The sequence below is a fragment of the Phyllobacterium sp. YR620 genome, assembly GCF_900104165.1.
Classification (GTDB): Bacteria; Pseudomonadota; Alphaproteobacteria; order Rhizobiales; family Rhizobiaceae; genus Phyllobacterium; species Phyllobacterium pellucidum.
The window spans coordinates 269047-292953 of record NZ_FNJP01000001.1 but is presented as its reverse complement, the minus strand read 5'-3'; the positions used below and the strand labels follow the sequence as shown (position 1 = coordinate 292953).

The following is a 23907-nucleotide window of genomic DNA, read 5'->3' as shown; positions in this document are numbered from 1 at the left end:
ACAGAGCCGCGCGGCACAAAAAGAAAACGGTCGCCGGAGCTCAAAGCTTCGGAACCGTTCAATCATTCCTGACTTAATATAGCATCGTTTCAGGCAATTTCACGAAGAAAGTGGAAATAGTGCCGGCAAACGGATTTGCGGGCGATGCGGTATCGAATCACAAGGGACTCACATCACTGTGAGGCGACCGAACCGTCGAAATGTGTTCTCAATTTCCCAAACTGACTCGCCACGCCCGACAACGCCCGCGATGAAAGGACCCTCATCGATGCGACGGAGAACAGCTATTTTGCTGGCAAGCGCCCTTTGCTTTGGCGCCCAGATAGCCCAGGCCGAGACCTTCGACACCGAGAAAGCGCCAGTCGCCTCCGAGACGGTCGCGAGCAACCTGGACCACCCCTGGAGCCTCGCCTTCCTTCCGGATGGCGCCCTTCTCGTAACGGAGCGCGCCGGGAATATGCGGATCGTCAAGGATGGCAATGTATCGGAACCGCTGAAAGGTGTACCGAAGGTCGCCGCGATGGGCCAGGGCGGCCTGCTCGATGTCGTGGCGGCGCCGGATTTTGCGCAAAGCGGGAGCATCCTTTTCACCTTCTCAGAACCTGGCAAGGACGGTGCGGGCACTGCGATTGCAAGCGCCAGACTCGTGCGCAGTGGACAGGGCGGAACCCTCGAGGACGTCACCGTCCTCACCTCGATGCGCAAGAAGACCAGCAAGGGCCAGCACTTCGGCTCGCGCATAGTCATTACGCCCGATGGCAAGCTGTTCGTGACGATGGGCGAGCGCGGCGACCGCAACCGCGCCCAGGATTTCAAGGATGAAGCAGGTTCCGTGCTTCGCATCAATGCCGACGGTACCACGCCGGCGGACAATCCGTTCGCCGATGGCAATAAGGGGCTGCCGCAAATATGGTCGAAGGGCCATCGCAATCCGCAAGGGGCGACCTGGGATCCAGTCACGCAGACGCTCCTGACAGTGGAGCATGGCGCAAAGGGTGGTGATGAGATCAACCAACCCCAGGCAGGCAAGAATTATGGCTGGCCGGTCATCTCCTACGGCAAGGATTATTCCGGCGCCAAGATCGGCAAGGGCACGAAGGCCAAGGGTTACGAGCAGCCACTCTACTATTGGGATCCGTCGATTGCGCCGTCGGGGCTGGCCGTCTACGAAGGCGAGATGTTTCCGGAATGGCAGGGCGATCTCCTTGTCGGATCGCTGAAGTTTGCAACGCTGGTGCGGCTTGAACGCGATGGAAAAGGCACGATCGCAACCGAGGAGCGCATGCTCAAGGACGCGTTCGGCCGTATCCGCGACGTTCGCGTCGCGCCGGATGGCTCGGTCTATCTTCTGACCGACGATGCTGATGGCAGGATCATTCGATTGACACGCGCACGAGCAAGCTAAGCGTCTTGCAGTCGTCGGTTGCAGCAGTTAGAGCAATTGCGACTGCGGAACCTGATGTAACCGCACCAACTTGTGGGATCGTCATGACGCATGGCCGGGCCAATATTCTGCTGCTTCTTGCCGGAGCGATCTGGGGTTTCGGCTTCGTTGCCCAGTCGACGGCCATGGCCAGTGTCAAGCCGTTCATGTTTGTCGCCATCCGCTTCTTTCTTGCGGCGCTGACTGTCCTGCCTCTCGCGATTCGCGAGGCAAAAAACGCGCGCCAAGTACTGACGCAGCGCGATTATCTCGGCTTTGTCTTCATCGGCCTCCTGCTCTTTTCCGGCGCAGCCCTGCAGCAGGTTGGCATGCTCACATCGTCGGTCACCAATGCCGGGTTCCTGACTGGGCTTTACGTCGTCATGGTGCCGATCCTCGGCGTATTCCTGTTTTGGCAATGGCCGCATCCGGTCGTCTGGCCCTGCGCCCTGACTGCGCTTGCCGGGATCTACCTTCTTTCCGGGGGCCGGCTCGATGGTCTGACCGTTGGAGACTGGCTTATCGTGGGATGTGCGGTTTTCTGGGCCCTGCAGATCATCTTCATCAATCGCATCGGCGTTCAGAGCGGGCGCCCGATCATGCTGTGCCTGGTGCAGTATCTGGTTTGCGGCATCCTCGGCCTGCTGGTCTCGATGACAAGCGAGCGGACCGAACTGTTTTCGATCCTCGCGGCCGGTCCGGAACTCATTTTTGCGGGTGTCCTGTCGTCGGGCGTAGGCTTCACCCTGCAGGCCGTCGGCCAGCGTTTCACAACGGCGCCGCAGGCTGCCATCATGCTTTCGTCCGAAGCCCTTTTTGCCGCGATCTTCGGCATCATTCTGCTCGGCGAGCGCCTGACGCTTCAGGGCCTTGTCGGGTGCGCCCTCATTTTTTCGGCAATGATCGCCGTCGAACTCATCCCGATGCTGCGCAACAAGTCACGCCTTGAAGATCAAGGTCGCCCCGCCGGCAATCAGGGCAAATCCGGCCACGTGCTGCCAGGTGAATGATTCCTTGAGATAAAACACCGAGAACAGGCTGAAGACGACGAGCGTGATGACTTCCTGCATCGTCTTCAGTTCAGCGGTCGAATAGACCGTGTGGCCGATGCGATTGGCCGGAATGGCCAGCCAATATTCCATCAGCGCGATGCCCCAACTGATGAAAACCACCTTCGCCAGTGGCGCTGACGGAAACTTCAGGTGACCGTACCAGGCGAAGGTCATGAAAACATTGGAAGCAATAAGCAGGAAAATGGGCGCAATGGATGGCGATAGGAAATTCGGCATGATCGCTCTTTCAAGAACATAGGTCGTTGGCTACGGCAGGCTAAATGCACCGGCAATTGCAGCAAAATCAAGCCATTTGCGGGCCCGTCATGTTTCGATCCCAAATGTTAAGAAGCCGCTGACCTTTCCTTTACGATTTGCCTCTACTTTCACCCGTTGCTGCGCCTCGATTCAGGCAATGGGATGTGGTGACATGAGTTGTGCGTTGTCGTCCGCTGTGCGCTTGAAGCGCTTATCCACGATACTGCTCCTGTCTGTGTCGACGACCCTCAGTGGCTGTGGCATGGACGAGGTGCGCCGTCCCATGGCCGACGTCGGCAGCGGTTCGGATACCGCTATTGCCAGCAGATCGCTCGCCAGCGAGGAAAATCAGGTCGCTGTCGAAACGCAAACGCTGCCGAGCTCCGGGATGGACCAAATGTCTGGGCCACCCCCCGACGTCATTTCTGTGCCGGACACCAGCCAGGCGGCGAGCGAACCGATTGAGCCGGCGACGCCGACCTTGCAGCCGTCCGAAGCAGCGCCGGAAATTCCGCGGCTTGGGGAAACCAAGCCCTATTCCCTGCCGGAAATGGAACCCCCGTCGGATGATGACAAGAGCTATGGGTATCTGAAAAATTATAGCTATCCCAATGCGATACGCGATCCTATCGCACGCGGCGAAAGCGTCCTCGGCATGTCCGGCGGCGAGATGGCCTGCCGCACCGAACTGAAGAGGCTTGGCGTGGTGTTTCAGGAAAAGCCGCCAATTAACGATGGCGGCGCCTGCCGCATCGACCATCCGCTCGCGGTCAGCGGCTTTGCCAGCGGCAATATAAAACTAAAACCGACGGCGACCCTGAATTGCCAGATGACGCTTGCATTCGCTCGCTGGGTCAAGGGCGACCTCTCGCCCTCGACGCGGCTGCGCTACCTTTCGGGCATCAACACCATACATCAGGCGTCGAGCTATTCTTGCCGCACCATGAGCAGCCAGCGCGGCCGGCCCATGTCCGAGCACGCCAGGGGCAATGCGCTCGACATTGCGAAAATCACGCTCAACAACGGCCGCGAAATCGAGGTCGAAAGGCCGGGGCTCTTCTCGTTTCGCCAGCGTGGTCTTCTCAACACCGTTCGTTCGGATGCTTGCGACTATTTCACCACGGTGCTCGGACCCGGTTACGACCGTTTTCACAGCACGCATTTCCATTTCGACCTGATGCAGCGGCGCAGCGGCCACCGCGCCTGCCGCTGATCAGTGCGGGTTTAATTGCCGCTGCTTGTAGCTCCGATATTCCCAGACGGTGACGATGATCAGGATAGCGCTGGTCGCGGCGCCGATCGCCAGCGGTGAAAGAGCCGGGCAAATGACCGCCAATCCGGCACACAGCACGAGCCCCACAAGATGGGATAGCGGCACCCGGCCATTGACGTAGCGCTTGAAGAGAAGATTGCCGACAAGATAAAGCGCCGTGCCGCCGACCGACGTCCAGATCATGGCAGCTTCCGCATGGCCGAGCGGATGGTCCAGCACCAACTCGTCCGAGACGGCGATGACAATGATGCCAGCGACCAGCAACACGTGGACATAGGTATAGGCGATGCGGGCTATTCGCCCCGGGTCGTCGGTCTCTGCAATCTTGTGATGTGCCGCCGACTGGCCGAGATTGAAATAGATGAGATACATGGCGACGGACGCGACGAAAGTGGTCAAGAACGCCGCCAGCGAAACCAGGCTCCATTCTTGCTCCGAAAAGGTGGCGCCGGATACGAGGATGGATTCGCCGAGTGCAATGATGATGAAAAGGGCCGCCCTTTCGGCCATATGGTCGCCGCTGACATTCCAATCCGTGGTGATTGAGGCGCCAAGCCTGGGCGCCCAAAATCCCACGGCCGGCCCAAGGATCTCAATTGCCAGCGCCGCTGCCCACAGCGGTAGACGATATTCCGGCATGGCCAGGCCACCGGCCAGCCAGAAGATCGCCGAACTACTGAGCCACACGGCAATGCGCTGGAAGTTGCGGAAGTTGGCGTCGTCGTGATGCCGCACCGCCCACAGCATGAACAGCGTGCGTCCAAGTTGCATTGAGACATAGGCGAGCGCAAAGACGATGCCGCGCCCGGCAAAGGCGGCGGGTATCGAGGTGGAGAGCACAAGCCCGGCGAGCATCAGCGCGAACAGCATCGTGCGGACTGGCGCGGTCGCGGGGTCAAGCCAGTTGGTCACCCACATTGTATAGACCCATACCCACCATACGGCGGTGAGCAGCAGCGCGCTTTCGGCAAGGCCCTTTAGGCTCAGATCATGCAGGAGGAAATGCGATATCTGCGTAATGGCGAATACGAAGACGAGGTCGAAGAAGAGTTCGACAAAATCGACCTTCGCACTATCAGCAGCATCCCGCTGACGGGAATAGTCCCGAATTGCCCCGAAGAATGCCACGCCCCATCTCCCAAATCATTAGCCTGCCCGTAAGATGAAGCGGTTCCAGCCAAAAATGAAATGGTTTTTGGCGCAGGCAGAACCTGAACGCGCGCCCGACACTCCTGACAATTTGGGGTTGCGCTTACGCGCCGCTTTCCCACTTTTAGATGATCAAACAACTCCGGGAGGAACCCATGCGCTTCGTTGACCGCTATCCAATCATCGTCACAGACCGCAAGGAGGCCTGCCGCGACTTCTGGATCGAGCATCTTGGCTTTGTCAGCGCATTCGACAGCACCTGGTTCTCTTACCTCATCGCCGAAGATCAATCGGCCAGCATCGCTTTCATGACGCCTGACCACCCGTCCGCCCCGCCCGGCCCGGAAAAGTTCAGCGGAACCGGTATGTGTTTCGAATTACAGGTGGAGGATGCCCGGGAAGCCTTCGACAAGATCGCATCCACCGGCCTCAAGATCAAATACCCGCTGACCGACGAGCCCTTTGGGCAGCGCCGTTTCGGCTTTCATGATCCTTCGGGCCTCTGGATCGACGTTGTCGAGCAAATCGAATCGGCAGCTGGATTTTGGGATCGCTACATGATCGGCAGCCAGAGCTGATCGGTCAGATTTCCTTCGGAACCGGGGTGGGTTTGCCGTCCTTGTCCAGCGCAACCATGATGAAGTCGGCGTGGGTGACAAGTTCCATCAGATCGGACAGGTAACGTTGCGCCCAGGCCTCGACCTTCAGCGTGATCGAAGTGCGTCCGACATGGGCGATATGGGTGTAGATGCACAGCGTATCGCCGATCTTGACCGGTTTTGCGAAGGCCATTTCCTTGACGGCAGCCGTCACCACGCGTCCGCGCGCCCGTTCCGCAGCCCGAATGCCGCAGGACAAATCCATCTGCGCCATGACCCAGCCACCGAAAATGTCCCCGGCCGCATTGGCATCCGCCGGCATCGCCAGCGTGCGCAGGGTGAGTTCGCCGATAGGCTTCGTCTCTTCGGTCAATTGCCGTCTCCGTCAATGAATTGCGTTGCCGCCATGATGGGGTGCGGCCGCAGGATTGAAAAGGGGCCTTCGCCCGCAACTGTCAGAAACCCGACATTGCGGGTCGTTGACCGGTTTCGGTTTCGTATCGCCGCTGGCTTAGTCTGGCAATACAGCGAACGTACCGGAGGGGATCATGAAAATAACCGACGTCAGAACCTTCGTGGTCGGCAATCCGCCGCCATCGTTCGGCGGCACATGGTTCCTCTTCGTCAAGTTGACGACCGATTCCGGCGTTGTCGGCTATGGCGAGGCCTATAATTCCACCGTCAGTCCGCAGGTTATGCGCAAGGTCGTCGAGGACGTCGCCGAGCGCTGGCTCATAGGAGAAGACCCGCACCACATCGAACGATTTTTCCGCCGCGCCTATTCGAGCGGCTTCACCCAGCGTCCTGACGTGACGGTCATGGGCGCCATTTCGGCGCTGGAAATGGCCTGCTGGGACATCATCGGCAAGGAAGCCGACAAACCGGTCTATGAACTTCTTGGCGGCAAGGTGCACGAGCGGCTGCGCAGCTACACCTACATCTATCCCAAGCCCGAACTCGGCGAGACCTCCGCCATCTACTGGAACGCGGAAGCGTCAGCGGAGCGTGCTGCCGAATATGTGGCGGAAGGCTATACCGCGGTGAAGTTCGACCCCGTTGCCCCCTATACCTCGTTCGATCCGCGCCAGCTTTCGCTCGAACAACTCGATCTCGGCGAGAAATTCGTTCGCCTCGTGCGGGAAGCCGTCGGCAGCAAGGCCGACCTTCTGTTCGGCACCCATGGCCAGATGACGCCGACCAGCGCGGTGCGGCTGGCCAAGCGGCTCGAACCCTATGATCCGCTGTGGCTGGAGGAACCGGTGCCGCCTGATATGCCGGAGAACATGGGGTATGTGCAGCAGCACACCTCGATCCCGGTCGCGGCCGGCGAGCGCCTGACGACGAAGTACGAATTCCAGCGCCTTCTCGTCAATCGCGCTGCCAATATACTGCAGATGAATCTCGGCCGCGTCGGGGGCATTCTCGAAGCCAAGAAGATCGCAGGCATGGCGGAGACATTCCATGCGCAGATCGCACCACACCTTTATTGCGGGCCGATCGTCGGAGCCGCCAACATCCAGATCGCCACCTGCAGCCCGAACTTCCTGATCCTTGAATGTATCCAGGGCTTCGGAGGGTTCCACGCCGATATCCTGAAAAAACCGATCAGGTGGGAGGATGGCTACGTCATCCCGTCGTCGGAACCCGGCCTCGGCGTCGAACTTAACGAGGATGTCGCTGCCGCGCACGCCTATGACGGCCATGACCTGCATCTCGGCATGGGACGCGATCCGCTGATCGTATGACCCTGATGGACCTATCGATCTGGGCTCTGAGGCCGGTCGCGTTCCCGCCTCGGCGCGCTCAGCCATAGCCGTCAAAGCTGCCTTCCCGCGTTCCACGAAAATAATTGTCGCATGTAAAGCTTGATGCCATTATTCCGCTGTATTTCAAGGAAAAATCAGCTCATATATTAATCGCATTTTTCTTCGAAAGACCCGATCCGTGCCGCTCCATATTGAACTTGTCGGTAGCCTTGCTGCCGTGATCACCACGCTGTGCTGGATCCCGCAGATCATCAAGATCATGCGGTACCGCGAAACGGCCAGCATTTCCCTTGTCTCCAATGCTTCGCTGATGCTCGGCGTTTTCCTGTGGCTGATCTACGGCATGATGATCGGCTCATGGCCGGTGATCATGGCAAACGGCGTCACTTTTATGCTCATCCTCGCCATTCTCGGCCTGAAAATCCGCTACGGCTGATTGCCAACAAACCGGCCTGACTTGGCCGCGCTCCTGACAACCTGTTGTCAGGAGCCTGTCAGTTTTTGGCGGGCCGCCCTTTCCATTTCGCCGGACTCTTACCATATTCGACGAATGGCTAAATCTCCTGACAAGTACAATGTAAGCGGTTTCGGCGAAGCGCCCCAACCAGAGCTGGAAGGCACGCCGCTTTCCGGCTCTATCAGCGATTGGGCGAACCAGATCACCGAAGCTTCGGCCAAAGCCAAGCCAGCGAAGGCCAAGGCAAAGCAGAATGCGAAGACGCAATCCAGCGCGTCGCGGACATCGCGCGGAACGTCGATTGGCGGATCGACCGACCCGAAGACACGTGCGGCCGCAGGCCTTAATCCCGTTGCAGGCCTCGATATCGGGCTCGAGGATGCAGGAAGTATCGCACCGGGCGGAGCCACGGCAACGGTCGCAGCGCTGGCGGCGCTCATCGAGAGTGGCAATCCGCTCTTCAAGAACGGAGCCGCATGGCAGCCGCACCGACCGGCCCGCCCGGAGAAATCCGAGGGCGGCATCCAGATCAGCATGGAGACCGATTTCCAGCCATCCGGCGACCAGCCGACGGCGATCCAGGATCTCGTCTCCGGCATCAAGGATAATGACCGCACCCAGGTCCTGCTCGGCGTTACGGGTTCGGGTAAAACCTTCACCATGGCTAAAGTGATTGAGCAGACCCAGCGTCCGGCGCTCATTCTCGCGCCAAACAAGACTTTGGCCGCGCAGCTTTACGGCGAGTTCAAATCCTTCTTTCCGAACAATGCGGTAGAGTATTTCGTTTCTTATTACGATTACTACCAGCCGGAAGCCTACGTTCCCCGCTCGGACACCTATATCGAGAAGGAATCCTCGATCAACGAGCAGATCGACCGGATGCGCCACTCGGCAACCCGTTCGCTGCTCGAGCGTGACGACGTCATCATCGTCGCTTCCGTCTCTTGCATCTACGGTATCGGATCGGTCGAAACCTATACGGCGATGACCTTCGAGATGAAGATCGGCGACCGCCTCGATCAGCGCGCCCTGCTCGCCGATCTCGTGGCGCAGCAATACAAGCGACGCGACATGGACTTCACGCGTGGCTCGTTCCGCGTGCGTGGCGACACGATCGAACTCTTCCCGGCCCACCTTGAGGACCGCGCCTGGCGCATTTCCATGTTCGGCGACGAGATCGAGGCAATTACCGAATTCGATCCGCTGACCGGGCAAAAGACGGGCGATTTGCGTTCGGTAAAGATCTACGCCAATTCGCACTATGTAACGCCGCGCCCCACGCTGAACCAGGCGATCCGATCGATCAAGGAGGAGCTTAAGCATCGGCTTGTGGAGCTCAATGCCGCTGGACGCCTGCTCGAAGCGCAGCGCCTCGAACAGCGCTGCACCTTCGATCTGGAAATGCTGGAGGCCACTGGCTCCTGCGCCGGCATCGAGAATTATTCGCGATATCTGACCGGCCGCAAGCCCGGCGAACCGCCGCCGACGCTGTTCGAGTATATTCCGGACAATGCGCTGGTCTTTATCGACGAGAGCCACGTTACGGTTCCGCAGATCGGCGCCATGTACAAGGGCGACTTCCGCCGCAAGGCGACCCTCGCCGAATATGGCTTCCGCCTCCCCTCGTGCATGGACAACCGTCCCCTGCGCTTCGAGGAGTGGGACGCCATGCGCCCGCAGACCGTTGCGGTCTCGGCAACACCGAGCAACTGGGAGATGGAAGAGTCCGGCGGCGTCTTTGCCGAACAGGTCATCCGGCCAACTGGCCTGATCGATCCGCCTGTCGAGGTGCGCCCGGCGAAGAGCCAGGTCGATGATGTGCTCGGCGAAATTCGCGAGACGACCGCCAAGGGTTACCGCACCCTCGTTACGGTTCTCACCAAGCGCATGGCCGAGGATTTGACCGAATATCTGCATGAGCAGGGTGTGCGGGTGCGCTACATGCACTCGGATATCGACACGCTCGAACGCATTGAAATCCTGCGTGACCTCCGGCTCGGCGCCTTTGACGTTCTCGTCGGCATCAATCTTCTGCGCGAGGGTCTCGATATCCCCGAGTGCGGATTTGTCGCCATTCTCGATGCCGATAAGGAAGGGTTCCTGCGCTCCGAAACCTCGCTGATCCAGACGATCGGCCGTGCCGCCCGCAATGTCGACGGCAAGGTCATCCTCTATGCGGACCACGTGACAGGCTCCATGGAGCGGGCGATGGCGGAAACCAACCGCCGCCGCGAGAAGCAGGAGGCCTATAACGCCGAGCACGGCATCACGCCCGCCAGCGTCAAGAAAAACATCGCCGATATTCTCAACAGTGTTTACGAACGTGACCACGTACGGGCTGACATTTCCGGCTTTGCCGAGTCCGGCGCCATGATCGGCAACAATCTCAAGTCGCATCTCGAGCATCTCGAACGGCAGATGCGCGAAGCGGCCGACGACCTCGACTTCGAAGTGGCGGCACGGCTGCGCGACGAGATCAAGCGCCTGCGCGAGACGGAACTTGCGATCGCGGACGACCCGATGGCGCGCGAGGTGGAACTGGAAAGTCCGGCCACGGGACGCACCAAGGGACGTCACAATGCGGGACGGGCGATGCACCGCGTCGTCACCGACGATCAGGATCAGGACTCACAGCTGTTCCGCAAGCCGCATCTCGACGAGATGGGCGGCGATACCACGCGCCCGCTCGGCGTCTTCCGCAAGAACACGCTCGACGAGATGACTGTCGGTCGGACGGAAAAGCCAGTCGTCGGTTCAGTGCCGCAAAAGCCCGCCTTTACCGGCACGAACAGGAATGACCACGAGATCGTGCGGCGTGAGCGTTCGGGCGTTGGGTCTTACGAAGATGCCGGCGATGCGCGCAAGAAGCGTCGACCCGGCAAGACCGGTCGGCCGGGGCGGTAATCAGGGCAGCGCAGTTCGGGCTCGTTGATCAGTTCTGCTTGCCGAAGGCCGCCTGCCCTGCCGCAAGGATTTCATCGGCAAATGCCGGATCATCGACGGCGCGCGAAAGAACCAGCGTGCCCACGAGACCCGCCATGGTGGCAAGCGCCTTCTCGCGTTTCGCCTCTGCGGATACGCCCGGGATGATCTTCGCCAGAATATCAAGTAGGGCACGCGTTCCGTGCGTAAAGCGCTCGCGGACGCGTCCACTCTGCCGCGCGATGTCGGGAGCAAGCGCCGCCATGATGCAACCCGTTGCCCGGTGGTCGCGATGCTCCTTTAGGAGATAGGCATTAATGAGGGCTGCGAACGCCTCTTCGGGCGACCGATCCGCCAGTTTGCCCCACTTTTCCGCCGATTGGTCCATGGAAGCCGCACAGGCTTCGGCGATCAAATCGTCCTTTGAGGCGAAGTGGCCATAGAAGCCGCCATGGGTGAGGCCAGCACTTTTCATAAGATCCGCGACGCCTATGCCATCGAAGCCCTTGTCGCGAAATTCGCGGCTCGCAACTTCGATGATGCGGTCCCGGTTCTTGGCAGCCTGTTCCTTGCTCACACGCATGACACCATCCTCACGAAAATTCCTTGTTGACATTTTATATGATGAACGTCATTTATAGTCAATCATTATGATCATCATTTAAATGCGGCTGCGATACGGCCGCACAGGAGCAGTTCATGCGCTACAAGCTTTTCGGCAATCATACGGGCCTGCGTGTTTCGGAGTTTGCGCTTGGTACCGGCAATTTCGGTACCGGCTGGGGTTATGGCTCCACTCCCGACGTCGCCAAGCAGATATTCGACGCCTATGCTGAAGCGGGTGGCAATTTCATCGACACCGCAGACAGCTATCAGTTCGGGCAGTCTGAGACTATCCTCTCCGATCTCATCGCCGCAGAGCGCGACAACTTCGTTCTCGCCACCAAATATTCCCACGGCGCGTCTGCCAATGTCGGGCCCTCGGTTGTCGGCAATAGCCGCAAATCCATGATCCAGGCGGTGGAGGCAAGCCTGAAGCGGCTGAAGACGGAGCGCATCGACCTGCTTTGGGCTCACATGTCCGATGAGATGACGCCCATTGACGAGATCGTGCGCGGCTTCGAAGACCTCGTTTGTGCCGGAAAGATTGTCTATGCAGGCTTCTCCAATTTCCCCGCCTGGCGGATCGCCAGCGGCGCGACAATCGCCGCGCTGCGCGGCTGGACGCCGATTGTCGGCCTCCAGACCGAATACAGTCTTGTCGAACGGACTGCCGATCGTGAACTGCTGCCTATGGCGCGCGGTTTCGGGCTTGGCGTCGTCGGCTGGTCGCCGCTCGGCGGCGGACTTCTGACCGGCAAATACCGTAAGGGCGAAGAAGGCCGCGCAACCGGTCTTGGTGTCGTCATTCAGCACGAAGACAGCACACAGCGCACGCTGATCATCGATGAAGTTATTGCAATCGCTGCAGAAATCGGCGTAACGCCGAGCCAGGTCGGTATTGCATGGGTCGCCGCCAAGGGCGTCCTGCCGATCATCGGCCCGAAGACGCTCGATCAGTTCCGCGACAATATCGGCGCCACAGCACTGGTTCTCACCAATGAACAGGTAGAAAGACTTGACCGCGTCAGCGCAATTGCACTGGGCGCGCCGCATGAACTGATCGGCAGCGTGCGCACGCGCCAGCGGCTGACGGGCGGCAAGCTCGAAGTTCTCGACCTGCCTTCGGCTCCCCTCATCTGATAGACGTCACACCACATTTGCGAAAGCCGACCATGCTCTCCACACCTCTCGCCGCCCTGCTGGCCCGCCGCAATGTTCATTATGGCTGGGTCGTTGTTGCCATCACCTTCATCACAATGCTGGTCACCGCCGCTGCGGTGGGCGCGCCTGGCGTGCTCATCGTTCCACTTGAAAAGGAGTTCGGCTGGGAAACCGAACAGATCGCGACCGCGTTTTCCATCCGGCTCCTGCTGTTCGGCCTCATGGGGCCTTTCGCCGCCGCTTTCATGAACTATTTCGGCGTCAGGCGTGTCGTCTGCGTTGCGTTGATCCTCATCACGGCCGGACTTTTTGCTTCGCTGGCGATGACGCGGATCTGGGAGCTCGTGCTTCTGTGGGGCGTCGTCGTCGGCTTCGGCACCGGCTTGACCGCCATGGTGCTCGGCGCAACCGTGGCGACGCGCTGGTTTACGGAGCGGCGCGGCCTCGTACTGGGCATGCTGACCGCAAGTTCCGCGACCGGTCAGTTGATCTTCATGCCGCTGATGGCTTCGTTAAGCGAAAACTACGGCTGGCGCACGGCTATCGTGCTGATCTGCACTATGCTGCTCGTCGCCGTTGTGGGTGTCTTTTTCCTAATACGCGATCGCCCGTCGGATGTCGGCTTGCCTGCCTATGGCGACAAGCTCGTCGCGACCGCCTTGCCGGTGACCGGCGGCCTGCTCTCGCTCATTACCATGCCGCTGCTGGCGCTGAAGGAGGCATCGCGCAGTTCGACCTTCTGGGTGCTGTTCGCCACCTTCTTCGTTTGCGGCGCAAGTACCAATGGCCTGATCGGCACGCATTTCGTAGCGTTGTGCGGCGATTACGGTCTTGCCGCCGTTGGGGCCGCAAGCGTGCTCGCCATGATGGGCTTTTTCGATTTCTTCGGCACGATTGGATCGGGCTGGCTTTCCGATCGGGTCGACAATCGCTGGCTGCTGTTCTGGTACTATGGCCTGCGCGGCCTCTCGCTGCTCTATTTGCCCTATTCGGACTTCTCCTTTTATGGCCTCTCCCTCTTTGCCATGTTCTACGGGCTCGACTGGATCGCCACCGTGCCGCCGACGGTGAAGCTTGCGACCGAGCGCTTCGGCCGGGAAAAGGCAGGCCTGATGTTCGGCTGGATCTTTGCCGGACACCAGCTCGGCGCGGCATCAGCGGCCTATGGCGGCGGCTTTGCCCGCACTGAGTATGCGACCTATGTCCCCGCATTCCTTGTCGCGGGCATCCTGTGCCTCATTGCAGCGCTGCTGGTGCTGACATTGAGCAAGCAGAGCAAGGACGATGCCGTCCCGGAACCCGCACCGGCAGGTTGAGGCCGGGCGACATGAAACGAGCTGTGGGTTTCCGTCGAAAACCCTGCATTGAGGACATCGACCGATGCTAAGAGAGTCCGCGCGCCGGTTCGTCGCGCGGAATCACTTGAAGCAACTGGAGCATGGATGAAGGTCGACATCGACATGGGAGCGGCGCCCGCCGGCGCAAGAGCCATGCTCGATCTCGAAGAGCTTCTGGCCACGCGTCTTCTCGTGCAGGGCAATTCCGGTTCCGGCAAATCCCACCTCCTGCGCCGCCTGCTCGAACAGAGCGCGCAATGGGTCCAGCAATGCGTGATCGATCCGGAAGGCGATTTCGTCACCCTTGCCGAGAAATACGGCCATGTCATTGTTGATGGCGCACGCACGGAAAACGAGCTGACGCGCATTGCAGCACGTATTCGCCAGCACCGCGTTTCAGTGGTCCTCGATCTCGAAGGCCTTGATGTCGAGCAGCAGATGCGCTGCGCGGCGGCCTTTCTCGGCGGCCTCTTCGATGCGGAGCGCGACTACTGGTATCCGATGCTCGTCGTCGTCGACGAAGCCCAGCTTTTCGCTCCGGCTGTCGCCGGCGAAGTGTCGGACGAGGCCCGCAAGCTGTCGCTCGGCGCGATGACCAACCTCATGTGCCGGGGGCGCAAACGCGGCCTTGCCGGCGTTATCGCCACCCAGCGTCTCGCCAAGCTCGCCAAGAATGTTGCTGCCGAAGCCTCCAATTTCCTCATGGGACGGACGTTCCTCGATATCGACATGGCCCGCGCTTCGGATTTGCTCGGCATGGAGCGACGCCAGGCCGAACAGTTCCGCGACCTCGCCCGCGGTCATTTCGTGGCACTTGGACCAGCACTTTCACGAAGGCCATTGGCGGTGACAATCGGCGCGGTCGAGACCTCGGCGCGGTCATCGAGCCCCAAGCTCACGCCGCTGCCGCAGCCCGGTGAGGATGCCCGAGACCTGATCTTTACGCCGGCCCCGGAAGAGCGCAGGACGCCAATCCGGCGTTCGCCCACTCCGCCGCCGACAACGCCGACTGCGGACATTCTGAGCCAGCTCAACCAGGCGGCAAAGGCGGCTGGCCACCCGGACAACCCTGCCCCGATGCTCTTCCCCGAGATCGACGACGCGGAGCGCAACGCGTCGATCAACGCCGTCATGCAGGAAATGCTTGCAGATCCGGACGCGTCATTCCGCACCGATGCCGTCCTTTACCAGGATTTTCTCGTCCGCTGTCGCATTCGCCGCGTGCCTGGCGATGCATTGACCCTGCCAGAGTTTCGGCGCCGCCTTGCGGTCGCCCGCGCCGGCATCGATGGTGAAACGGCGCAAAGCGAGCCATGGCAGCAAGCGCTCGAACTTTCCAAGACATTGCCCGACGACGTTCAAGGCGTATTCTTCATTGTTGCGCAAGCCGCGGTTAAAGGCAGCAGTTGCCCGTCCGACGCTACGCTTGCCCGGGCCTACGGTACGCACTCGACCCGACGTGCCCGCAGGCTGCTCACCTATTTCGAGGAACAGGGCCTGATCGTTGTCCGCACCGATTTTACCGGCAATCGCATCGTTGCCTTTCCCGATCTTGGCTGCGAGACCGGCCCCGGCGATCCCAACGGCCCCGAGGAAGCCGCGCCCGAACAGGAAGCAGCGGAATAGTCAGGCTAAATCGCCCAACAGCGGCAAGAGTTCGCCGAGATGGTTGATCTGCCGGAAGCGTGGCTCCTCAACAGGCGCATCGACGTGCTCGAGCACCCAGGTGAGTTCGTGCGGCACGAAGACGCCCCAGCTCCCCGCCTCAAGCGCCGGAACCACATCGGATTTCAGCGAATTGCCGATCATCATCGCCCGCTCCGCGCCATCGCCATGACGACGGAAGATGGTCTCGTAGGTCGCCTTGTCCTTGTTGCTTACGATCTCGACCGCATCGAAAAAGTCGCCAAGCCCCGATTGCGCCAGCTTGCGCTCCTGATCGAACAGGTCGCCCTTGGTGATCAGCACCAGCCGGTAGGCATCCGACAACGCCTCCAGCGTTTGGGTAACGTGCGGCAGCGTCTCGACGGGGTGGCGCAGCATTTCGCGACCTGCCGCAAGAATATCGGCAATGATCGACGCGGGCACCCGCCCCTCGGTAACCTCCACGGCGGTCTCGACGAGCGACAGGATGAACCCCTTTATCCCGAAGCCGTACAGGTCGAGATTGCGCTTTTCGACGGCAAGAAGCCGCCCGGAAAGGTCAGGAACGTCGGCATAGGGCGCGAGAAGATCGGCAAAATGCCGTTCTGAACTGCGGAAAAACTGCTCGTTCTGCCACAGCGTGTCATCGGCATCGAAACCGATCGTGGTAAGAGCGCCAGGCGCAAGCATATCGCGTTCCACTTGCATGATTATTTTCCTTCATTCAAACATTGTCTGCAGCTCCCGCGCATGGAATCGGGCGTTCGACCTTTTAGCAGATTGGGGCCATGCTTGGCATCTTCCGCCGAAGCATAAACGGGGAATGGCATCAGAGTGAATTGGCTCGCAAAGCCCGGCATGCTCCTGGCATTGATGCTCCTGCCTTCGCTGGGTGCGTCGGCGGCCGAGTCCCCGGCTGCCGCGCCGCAGGTGCTACCGCCGCCTCCGACCATCGGACAGATATGTGCATCCATTGCGACCAATGCCGACGGTTTCGGCGTGCCTCGCGATTTCTTCGCCCGGCTGATCTGGAAGGAAAGCCGGTTTGACGTGCAGGCGGAGAGCCCGGTCGGCGCGCAGGGCATTGCCCAGTTCATGCCGCGTACGGCCAAAGAAAGGCGGCTCGACGACCCCTTCGACTTTCACAAGGCGTTGCCGGCTTCCGCGAGCTTTCTCAAGGACTTGCGCAAGGCATTCGGCAATTGGGGATTGGCCGCTGCCGCCTATAATGCCGGCCCGACGCGCGTTGCCAACTGGCTGGCCAGCGGCGGATTCCTTCCCCTCGAAACCGAGGAATACGTCCTCGACATAACCGGGCAATCGCCCGATGATTTTGCTGCGGGCGCCGACATAAACAAGCGTCCGCTCAACGCCAAACTCAGCTTCGATGCCGCGTGCCGCCAGTTGCCGATCGTCCGGTTCGAAACCGTTGCCATGTCGCAGATCAAGCCCAAGCCCTGGGGAATTCAGATCGCCGGCAATTTCCGCCGCGCTGCCGCGGCCCGCCAGCTCGACCGCCTGCGCCAGAGCTTCCCCGCCATCCTCGATACGCATGAGCCGGTCATCAGCCGCAACCGCACTCCGATGGGAAGGCGCGGCATCTATGCGGTGCGAATAGGCGCCGACAGCCGTCCGGAAGCCGACAAGATCTGCGCCCAGTTGCACAGCGCGGGCGGAGCTTGCATCGTGCTGCGCAACCGCTGAGCGGGCGCGATACACCCCTCGGAACGTCTCGTTTCTTTCGCGTCAAAGGTGTCATCGGGCGAACTTCACGCGATTTTTTACTTCGCCAAGTATGCAGCCCGCAATGTCCTTCGATATAGTCGACTAAAAGGTAGTAAAACTTTTGCTTGCCAAAAAACACTTATTCTAGCAGTCTCAAAGCGTTCGGGCATCTGCGAACACTGGAAGACTGGAAGAACGGCGCGCCGGAACCGCAAGAATACCGGGTCGGGAGCAATCCCGGCAATGATCGGCTCCTTTCCTGAATTCGAGAACTGCCTGCATGACACCGTTGGACGTAACGCACCGAAAACGGCTCTACCAATCCCGCTAACCCGAGGGGGGACGCGGTAAGTAAGGAAAAGGAACGAAGCATGGCACAGACCGGTACGGTCAAATTCTTCAACAGTGAAAAAGGCTTTGGCTTTATCAAGCCCGACGACGGCGCAGCGGACATTTTCGTCCACATTTCCGCCGTACAGGCTTCTGGGCTCACAGGTCTCGCGGACAATCAGAAGGTTTCCTTCGATACCGAACCGGATCGTCGTGGCAAGGGCCCCAAGGCCGTCAACATCACGATCACCGAATAATACCGGCAGCTTGCGCTGCCAAAGATCCCCGATCGGCTGTCGGGGATTTCAGACGGCATCATTTTGGCGCGCCACTCGGCCAGTCGCCACGTTAAGCGTTTTGTGCTTCGATGCCTTGGATTTGCTAAAATTCTATGTGCTTTCTCGGGCTGCCGTCAGAAATGACCGGCAGGCGAGCGCACTGGCATTTGTTCAGCCTGTATTCATTCTGAACGGCTTAAAACGGAACTACAACTGAGGCTCCAGCATTGTCTCAGTCAGGACTACGCCAGAGCGCATGGCGCTCTGCAGCATGCTTCAAGGAGGCACACATGAATATCGGCACCAAGATTGCCATTCTCACCACCGCCGCGCTTGCAACCGTCGTTGCACCGCTGACCTCTGCCTCCGCCGACAACTGGCGCTGGCGCCATGGCGGTTACTATCATCACGACAACAGCGACGCCTGGGTCGCAGGTGCCGCAGGTCTTGCTGCTGGCGCCCTGATCGGTGGCGCTCTTGCCGCGCCGCGCCAGCCCGACGTGATCTATCGCGACTACGATGACGGCTATTATCGCCGCCCTGTAACGGTCTACCGCGAAGCTCCGCGTTATTACGGCGCCGGCGCACGGCCATGGTCGCGTGAATGGTACCGTTATTGCTCGAACCGGTACCGGTCATTCAACCCGGAAACAGGTACCTTCCGCGGATATGATGGCCGCGACTATTTCTGCAACGCCAACTGACTTGCAGCCATAAACATTCCAAAACCGCCGGCCAGTCCGGCGGTTTTGCTATTCGCCGGTCAGGAAAGGGTTGGTCCGGCGCTCCTCGCCAAAGCGCCCGCCCGGGCCATGGCCGCAGATGAAGCCAATATCGTCGCCAAGTGGCAGCAACTTCGTCTTGATCGAGTTGACCAGCGTTGCGTGGTCCCCGCCCGGCAGATCGGTCCGCCCAACCGAACCATTGAAAAGCACGTCACCGACATGCGCGAACTTGGCGGCGCGGTTGTAATAGACGACATGTCCCGGCGCATGGCCTGGGCAATGCAGCACCTCGAAAACATGCGTGCCGAACGACACGGTGTCGCCGTCCTTTAGCCACCGATCCGGCGTGCAGTTGCGCACATTATCGGTGATGCCGTATTGCACCGCCTTCGCCTCGATACTGTCGAGTAGGAAGCGGTCCGCCTCGTGCGGTCCTATGATTTCGACGCCGAGCGCTTCCTTCATATCCATTGCGCCGGCCGCATGATCGATATGGCCGTGCGTAATCCAGATCGCTTCGATGGTAATGCCGTTCGCCTGGATTGCGCCCAGCACCTGTTCATTGTCGCCGCCTGGATCAATAAGCACGCCATGCTTGTCATCACTGTCGAAAAGGATCGTGCAATTCTGCTGGAAGGCCGTAACGGGGATGATTCCTGCCTGCAACTGTCCCATTAATATGCCTTCCTGTTCCTGTCTAACATATCGCCAGCGGGCCTATCATCGCGGAAAAGCCCTCTCATTTCAGATGGCGGGCCGCTTACGGAGCGCAACCATCCTCTATTCGCTCAACCTTATAAGCCTCAATCCGCAAATGAAAAGGGCGGCCAGTGGCCGCCCAAAACCCGTTATGTCGCGAAAGCAGATCAGGTCTTCGCCATCGAATTCTTGATCGCGCCGATGATCGCCGTCAGGATAATGCCGCCGATACCGCCGCCGGCGACCTGGCCGATGATCGCGCCAAGATCGAGCCCCGACGATGCTGCTGCGTTCGCGACCGCCTCGGCACCGCCGGCGCCGAGAAATTGCGTCAGATATCCGCCGATGAGACCCCCGATACCGCCAGCAACCGTGTTGCCGGTTGTGCCGAGGCTCAGGTTCTTGAGAAGTCCGCCGACAATATTGCCGCCGACGCCACCTGAGATAAGCTGGATAATGATAGGAAGAAGCGCTTCCATGATTGACACCCCGTCAACGTTTCATGCCAGACTCATGCCTGACATGGTCATGATGACTATGTTTTAAGCAAAGTCAAACAACTTGGCGTCGTTTTAACAGGGTATCAAACACTAATTTCATTAGACTTTCGTCTACTCTGCAGCCGCTTTCTTTGGCATTACTTCCGCAGCGTAATCATTCATCAGGTTGATTGCGATTTCACCAACACTGAAACGATACGGTCCGATCTCGGAGACTGGCGTCACTTCGGCGGCGGTTCCAGTCAGGAAGCACTGTTCGAAACCTTCCAGTTCCTCAGGCATGATCGCCCTTTCGACAACCTCGTAGCCGCGCCGTTTGGCCAGATCGATGACGGTGCGCCGCGTGATGCCGTCGAGGAAGCAATCGGGCGTCGGTGTATGGATGACGCCGTCCTTGACGAAGAAGACATTCGCGCCCGTGGCTTCGGCGACTTGTCCGCGCCAGTCGAGCATCAGGGCATCGGCGTAGCCTTTGGCTTCAGCGGCATGCTTTGAGATGGTGCAGATCATGTAGAGGCCGGCGGCTTTCGACTTCGATGGAGCCGTTTTCGGATCCGGCCGGCGATACTCGGCAAGATCAAGACGAATGCCCTTCAGCTTTTGCGCAGGATCGAAATAGCTCGGCCATTGCCATATGGCGATGGCGACATTGATCTTGTTGGCCTGGGCGGAAACACCCATGGTCTCACTGCCGCGCCAGGCGACGGGACGTATATAGGCATCCTTGAACCCCTGCTTTGCCAGAAGCTTGCGGCAGGCATCGTTCAATTCTTCCACAGTGAAGGGTATCTTGAAGCCGAGGATGCGCGCTGATTCGTGCAGACGTTCGGTATGTTCATTGAGCTTGAAGATCTCGCCGCCATAGGCGCGTTCGCCTTCAAAAACCGAGCTTGCATAGTGCAGCCCGTGGGTCAGCACGTGAATTTTTGCATCCGACCAGCGAACGAATTCGCCGTTCATCCAGATGTAACCTTCAAGCTGATCAAATGGGACGGATGCCATGTTTTTCCTCCAGGCGTTGCATTCCTGTTATTTTTTCAGGTTCGAGTTGCTACCAACTGGTCCAGAATACCGATTGGTGTACCATTGCCGGCAGGCACAAACAGGCGTTTCGAAGAGGAAAATGTCTCGGAAACACTCATCGGCTTTTCGTTTTGTTCAAAACGCGGCCAACAGCTTGCCAAAAATTATCAACAGTCTAAAATTATGTCAACAACGCTGACATAATTTTCCAACTGAGCGGGGAACCTGCATGAAATCTTATACACCCGATCGGCATATCGAGACAGCCCTGACGAAAAGCGACGCGCGCGAACTTGACATCATCGAGCTGTTCTTCTTTGCCTATCGCGACTTCACAGCCGATCCCGACATGATCCTCGAGAAACTTTCCTTCGGGCGCGCACACCACCGCGTTCTCTATTTCATCAATCGCAAGCCGGGAATGACGGTGGCCGAACTTCTGGACGTTCTGCAGATCACCAAGCAGAGCCTCGCCCGCGTCTTGAAGCAATTGATCGATACCGACCATGTGGTCCAGATACCGGGCCCGCACGACCGGCGCCAGCGCGAATTATACCCCACGCCCAAAGGGCGCGATCTCGCGCTCGAACTTGCGGCACCGCAATCACGCCGCATTGCCGGTGCATTGGACCAAATCGGTCACTCCGACCGCGCCGTGATCGAACATTTCCTCAAGGCAATGGTCAATCCTTCACAATGGCAACAGATCGACAGTCTACCCAAGGCAGGATAGAAATTTAGTGCACGAAGAATTGGAATTGAAAGAACAAGGGACGCAAGACCCGGCAATCAGAGGGACACACCTGGTGAGTGAAGAACATCCGCTATCGGACGATGCGCCGCATCTGCTCATCGTCGACGACGACACCCGAATTCGCAATCTACTGTCGCAATATCTCACCGGCAGCGGCTTTCGTGTTACGGTGGCCGCCAATGCCGACGACGCTCGCCGCAAACTTGCCGGCATTGATTTCGACCTCCTGATTCTGGATGTGATGATGCCGGGCGAAACGGGCGTTGCCCTGACGCAGTCGCTGCGCAAGGAAAAGACCGTGCCGATCCTGATGCTGACGGCGCTGTCGGAAACCGACAGCCGCATCGCCGGGCTCGAAGCCGGCGCCGACGACTATCTGCCGAAGCCGTTCGATCCGCGCGAACTGATACTCAGGATAAACAACATATTGCGCCGCGGCGCCCCGGCAGCCCAGGCCAAGATCGAACAGATCGTATTCGGCCCCTATACGTTCATCATCGCCAAGCGCGAACTGAAACGGTCCGGCGAAATCATTCGCCTCACCGATCGCGAACAGGATATCATGGCGATCTTCGCCGCGCGCGCCGGCGAGACCGTGCCCCGGCACGAACTGACGGGCCAGGAGGGCGATGTCGGCGAGCGTACGATCGACGTCCAGATCAACCGGCTGCGCCGCAAGATCGAAAACGATCCAGCCAATCCGGTTTGGTTGCAGACCGTGCGCGGCGTCGGCTATAAACTCAGCGTGGAGTAGGATCCCGACCCTCGTGATCCGCGCCATTCCAATGCGTGAGCGGACAACGAGTAATGGCACAGACTGATACCGCAAAGCGCGCATTGGCCGTCAGAAAGCGTCACTGGCGGCGCAGACGAAGCACGCTGCTCGGTCCCTGGCGAAAGTTCACACGCTGGCTCGCGCACTGGATGCCGAAACGGCTCTATGCGCGATCCCTGATCATCATCATCGCTCCGATGGTGCTGTTGCAGTCGGTAATCGCCTTCGTGTTCATGGAAAGGCACTGGCAAACCGTTACGCAGCGCCTTTCAACGGCCGTGGTGCGCGACATTGCCGGCATCATCGACCTGATGGACACCTATCCACAGGATCCCGGCTACGAGAATCTCATCCGAATCGCCCGCGAACGCCTCGCGCTCAACATTTCCATATTGCCGGGCGATCCGCTGCCCGCACCAGGCCCGAAGCCGTTCTTCTCAATTCTCGACGGCATCCTCAGCGAGGAGATCACGCGCCAGATCAACCGCCCGTTCTGGATTGATACGATCGGGGACTCCGACCTTGTGGAAATTCGTATCCAGCTCGACAACAAGGTGCTGCGCGTCTTCGCGCGCCGCAGCCAGGCCTATGCGTCGAACACATTGATTTTTCTGGTCTGGATGGCAGGCTCCGCGCTGGTTCTCCTGGCGATTGCGATCCTCTTCCTGCGCAACCAGATCAAGCCGATCCAGCAGCTTGCATCGGCGGCAGACAGTTTCGGCAAGGGACGCTCGCCGCCTCCCGACTTCAAGCCGCGCGGCGCCGAGGAAGTGCGGCGCGCTGGCGCCGCCTTCATCGTCATGCGCGAGCGCATCGAACGACAGATCGAACAGCGCACGACCATGCTGAGCGGGGTAAGCCACGATCTGCGCACGATCCTTACGCGCTTCAAGCTGCAACTTGCCCTCGTCGGCAACAGGGTCGATACCGAAGCCATGGAGCAGGATATCGACGACATGCAGTCGATGCTCGAAGGCTATCTTGCTTTTGCGCGCAGCGAGGCCGAGGAGGAAACCGGCGCATTCAGCCTCGAGCGCTTCTTCGCCAAGCTCAAGGAGGAAGGAACGCTGCTCGACCGCGGCTTCAGTTCGAACATCAAGGGCGAGCCGGTCATTCAGGTCCGCCCCAATGCTTTTTCGCGCCTGATCTCGAACCTCGTGTCGAATTCGTTCCGCTACGCTAGGAATGTCTTGGTTCTGGCCGACCATCGTGAAGGCTGGCTGACGATCACGATCGACGATGATGGTCCCGGCATTCCGAAGGAGATGCGCGACGAGGTCTTCAAGCCATTCTTCCGACTCGACGAGGCACGCAATCAAGACTCGAGCGGGACCGGGCTCGGCCTCGCCATTGCGCTTGATATAGCCCGCAGCCATGGCGGCGACATTACGCTGGATGAAAGCCCGGTCGGAGGGCTCAGGGCCGTCGTGCGAATTCCGGCCTAGGCCTGTTGC

General features: G+C 59.5%; 24 protein-coding genes. 16 read left to right on the top strand and 8 right to left on the bottom strand.

Annotated features, from left to right (window positions below; genetic code table 11):
- The first annotated feature begins 268 nt into the window (after positions 1–268).
- Both BLR72_RS01375 and BLR72_RS01370 read left to right on the top strand, forming a co-directional pair.
- Positions 269–1405, top strand: coding sequence for a PQQ-dependent sugar dehydrogenase (locus BLR72_RS01375; protein ID WP_091944344.1), 1137 nt, complete (start codon positions 269–271; stop codon positions 1403–1405).
- 83 nt (positions 1406–1488) lie between these two features.
- On the top strand, positions 1489–2433 hold the full coding sequence (locus BLR72_RS01370; protein WP_091944341.1) for a DMT family transporter: 945 nt from the start codon (positions 1489–1491) through the stop codon (positions 2431–2433).
- Here BLR72_RS01370 and BLR72_RS01365 read toward each other — a convergent pair.
- Positions 2362–2712: a DMT family protein gene (locus BLR72_RS01365; protein WP_027233393.1), complete on the bottom strand. Its 351-nt coding sequence runs from the start codon at positions 2710–2712 to the stop codon at positions 2362–2364. The two genes, BLR72_RS01370 and BLR72_RS01365, sit on opposite strands and share 72 nt — an antisense overlap.
- 193 nt (positions 2713–2905) lie before the next feature.
- Between BLR72_RS01365 and BLR72_RS22850 the strand changes: the two genes are divergently transcribed.
- On the top strand, positions 2906–3946 hold the full coding sequence (locus tag BLR72_RS22850; protein ID WP_091944338.1) for an extensin-like domain-containing protein: 1041 nt from the start codon (positions 2906–2908) through the stop codon (positions 3944–3946).
- Here the strand turns inward: BLR72_RS22850 and BLR72_RS01355 are convergent, their stop codons facing one another.
- Positions 3947–5134, bottom strand: coding sequence for a low temperature requirement protein A (locus BLR72_RS01355; RefSeq protein ID WP_091944336.1), 1188 nt, complete (start codon positions 5132–5134; stop codon positions 3947–3949). It abuts the gene before it with no gap.
- 176 nt (positions 5135–5310) lie between these two features.
- Here BLR72_RS01355 and BLR72_RS01350 point away from each other — a divergent pair, with 176 nt between their 5' ends.
- Positions 5311–5733: a VOC family protein gene (locus BLR72_RS01350; protein ID WP_091944335.1), complete on the top strand. Its 423-nt coding sequence runs from the start codon at positions 5311–5313 to the stop codon at positions 5731–5733.
- A 4-nt stretch (positions 5734–5737) separates the two neighbouring features.
- Here BLR72_RS01350 and BLR72_RS01345 read toward each other — a convergent pair whose 3' ends face one another.
- Positions 5738–6076, bottom strand: coding sequence for an acyl-CoA thioesterase (locus BLR72_RS01345; RefSeq protein WP_091946434.1), 339 nt, complete (start codon positions 6074–6076; stop codon positions 5738–5740).
- A gap of 226 nt (positions 6077–6302) precedes the next feature.
- Between BLR72_RS01345 and BLR72_RS01340 the strand changes: the two genes are divergently transcribed.
- The 3 genes from BLR72_RS01340 (at position 6303) to uvrB (ending at position 10881) form a co-directional block, all read left to right on the top strand.
- On the top strand, positions 6303–7499 hold the full coding sequence (locus tag BLR72_RS01340; RefSeq protein ID WP_091944332.1) for a mandelate racemase/muconate lactonizing enzyme family protein: 1197 nt from the start codon (positions 6303–6305) through the stop codon (positions 7497–7499).
- Between the two features lie 199 nt (positions 7500–7698).
- Positions 7699–7956, top strand: a complete 258-nt coding sequence (locus BLR72_RS01335; RefSeq protein WP_091944329.1) for a SemiSWEET family sugar transporter — start codon at positions 7699–7701, stop codon at positions 7954–7956.
- A 114-nt stretch (positions 7957–8070) separates the two neighbouring features.
- Positions 8071–10881: an excinuclease ABC subunit UvrB gene (uvrB, locus tag BLR72_RS01330; protein ID WP_091944326.1), complete on the top strand. Its 2811-nt coding sequence runs from the start codon at positions 8071–8073 to the stop codon at positions 10879–10881.
- A 28-nt stretch (positions 10882–10909) separates the two neighbouring features.
- On the opposite strand, the gene BLR72_RS01325 is transcribed toward uvrB, so the two are convergent.
- The gene (locus BLR72_RS01325; protein ID WP_091944324.1) at positions 10910–11482 is read right to left on the bottom strand and encodes a TetR/AcrR family transcriptional regulator; all 573 of its coding nucleotides are present in this window, start codon (positions 11480–11482) and stop codon (positions 10910–10912) included.
- Between the two features lie 116 nt (positions 11483–11598).
- On the opposite strand from BLR72_RS01325, the gene BLR72_RS01320 reads away from it, so the two are divergent.
- From BLR72_RS01320 to BLR72_RS01310, 3 genes are all read left to right on the top strand, one after another.
- Complete coding sequence (locus BLR72_RS01320) at positions 11599–12642, top strand: aldo/keto reductase (RefSeq protein ID WP_091944321.1); 1044 nt, start codon at positions 11599–11601, stop codon at positions 12640–12642.
- Positions 12643–12674: 32 nt separating this feature from the next.
- Positions 12675–13979, top strand: coding sequence for an MFS transporter (locus BLR72_RS01315; protein WP_091944318.1), 1305 nt, complete (start codon positions 12675–12677; stop codon positions 13977–13979).
- A gap of 126 nt (positions 13980–14105) precedes the next feature.
- Complete coding sequence (locus BLR72_RS01310) at positions 14106–15626, top strand: helicase HerA domain-containing protein (RefSeq protein WP_091944315.1); 1521 nt, start codon at positions 14106–14108, stop codon at positions 15624–15626.
- Here BLR72_RS01310 and BLR72_RS01305 read toward each other — a convergent pair whose 3' ends face one another.
- Complete coding sequence (locus BLR72_RS01305) at positions 15627–16352, bottom strand: HAD family hydrolase (protein WP_244506592.1); 726 nt, start codon at positions 16350–16352, stop codon at positions 15627–15629.
- A 150-nt stretch (positions 16353–16502) separates the two neighbouring features.
- Here BLR72_RS01305 and BLR72_RS01300 point away from each other — a divergent pair, with 150 nt between their 5' ends.
- The 3 genes from BLR72_RS01300 (at position 16503) to BLR72_RS01290 (ending at position 18681) form a co-directional block, all read left to right on the top strand.
- On the top strand, positions 16503–17348 hold the full coding sequence (locus BLR72_RS01300; RefSeq protein WP_091946428.1) for a lytic transglycosylase domain-containing protein: 846 nt from the start codon (positions 16503–16505) through the stop codon (positions 17346–17348).
- A gap of 392 nt (positions 17349–17740) precedes the next feature.
- A complete protein-coding gene (locus BLR72_RS01295) occupies positions 17741–17956 on the top strand; it encodes a cold-shock protein (protein WP_027233407.1) in 216 nt (71 codons plus the stop codon).
- 311 nt (positions 17957–18267) lie between these two features.
- The gene (locus tag BLR72_RS01290) at positions 18268–18681 is read left to right on the top strand and encodes a BA14K family protein (RefSeq protein WP_027233408.1); all 414 of its coding nucleotides are present in this window, start codon (positions 18268–18270) and stop codon (positions 18679–18681) included.
- Between the two features lie 48 nt (positions 18682–18729).
- Here the strand turns inward: BLR72_RS01290 and BLR72_RS01285 are convergent, their stop codons facing one another.
- The 3 genes from BLR72_RS01285 to BLR72_RS01275 form a co-directional block, all read right to left on the bottom strand.
- Complete coding sequence (locus BLR72_RS01285; protein ID WP_091944312.1) at positions 18730–19377, bottom strand: MBL fold metallo-hydrolase; 648 nt, start codon at positions 19375–19377, stop codon at positions 18730–18732.
- A 191-nt stretch (positions 19378–19568) separates the two neighbouring features.
- A complete protein-coding gene (locus BLR72_RS01280) occupies positions 19569–19880 on the bottom strand; it encodes a hypothetical protein (protein ID WP_027233410.1) in 312 nt (103 codons plus the stop codon).
- A gap of 132 nt (positions 19881–20012) precedes the next feature.
- Complete coding sequence (locus BLR72_RS01275) at positions 20013–20903, bottom strand: branched-chain amino acid aminotransferase (RefSeq protein WP_091944310.1); 891 nt, start codon at positions 20901–20903, stop codon at positions 20013–20015.
- Between the two features lie 250 nt (positions 20904–21153).
- Between BLR72_RS01275 and BLR72_RS01270 the strand changes: the two genes are divergently transcribed.
- The 3 genes from BLR72_RS01270 (at position 21154) to BLR72_RS01260 (ending at position 23898) form a co-directional block, all read left to right on the top strand.
- Complete coding sequence (locus BLR72_RS01270; protein WP_091923819.1) at positions 21154–21657, top strand: MarR family winged helix-turn-helix transcriptional regulator; 504 nt, start codon at positions 21154–21156, stop codon at positions 21655–21657.
- Positions 21658–21727: 70 nt separating this feature from the next.
- Positions 21728–22432, top strand: a complete 705-nt coding sequence (locus BLR72_RS01265; protein WP_027233413.1) for a response regulator — start codon at positions 21728–21730, stop codon at positions 22430–22432.
- A 125-nt stretch (positions 22433–22557) separates the two neighbouring features.
- Positions 22558–23898: an ATP-binding protein gene (locus BLR72_RS01260; RefSeq protein WP_175492289.1), complete on the top strand. Its 1341-nt coding sequence runs from the start codon at positions 22558–22560 to the stop codon at positions 23896–23898.
- The last annotated feature ends 9 nt before the right edge of the window (positions 23899–23907 follow it).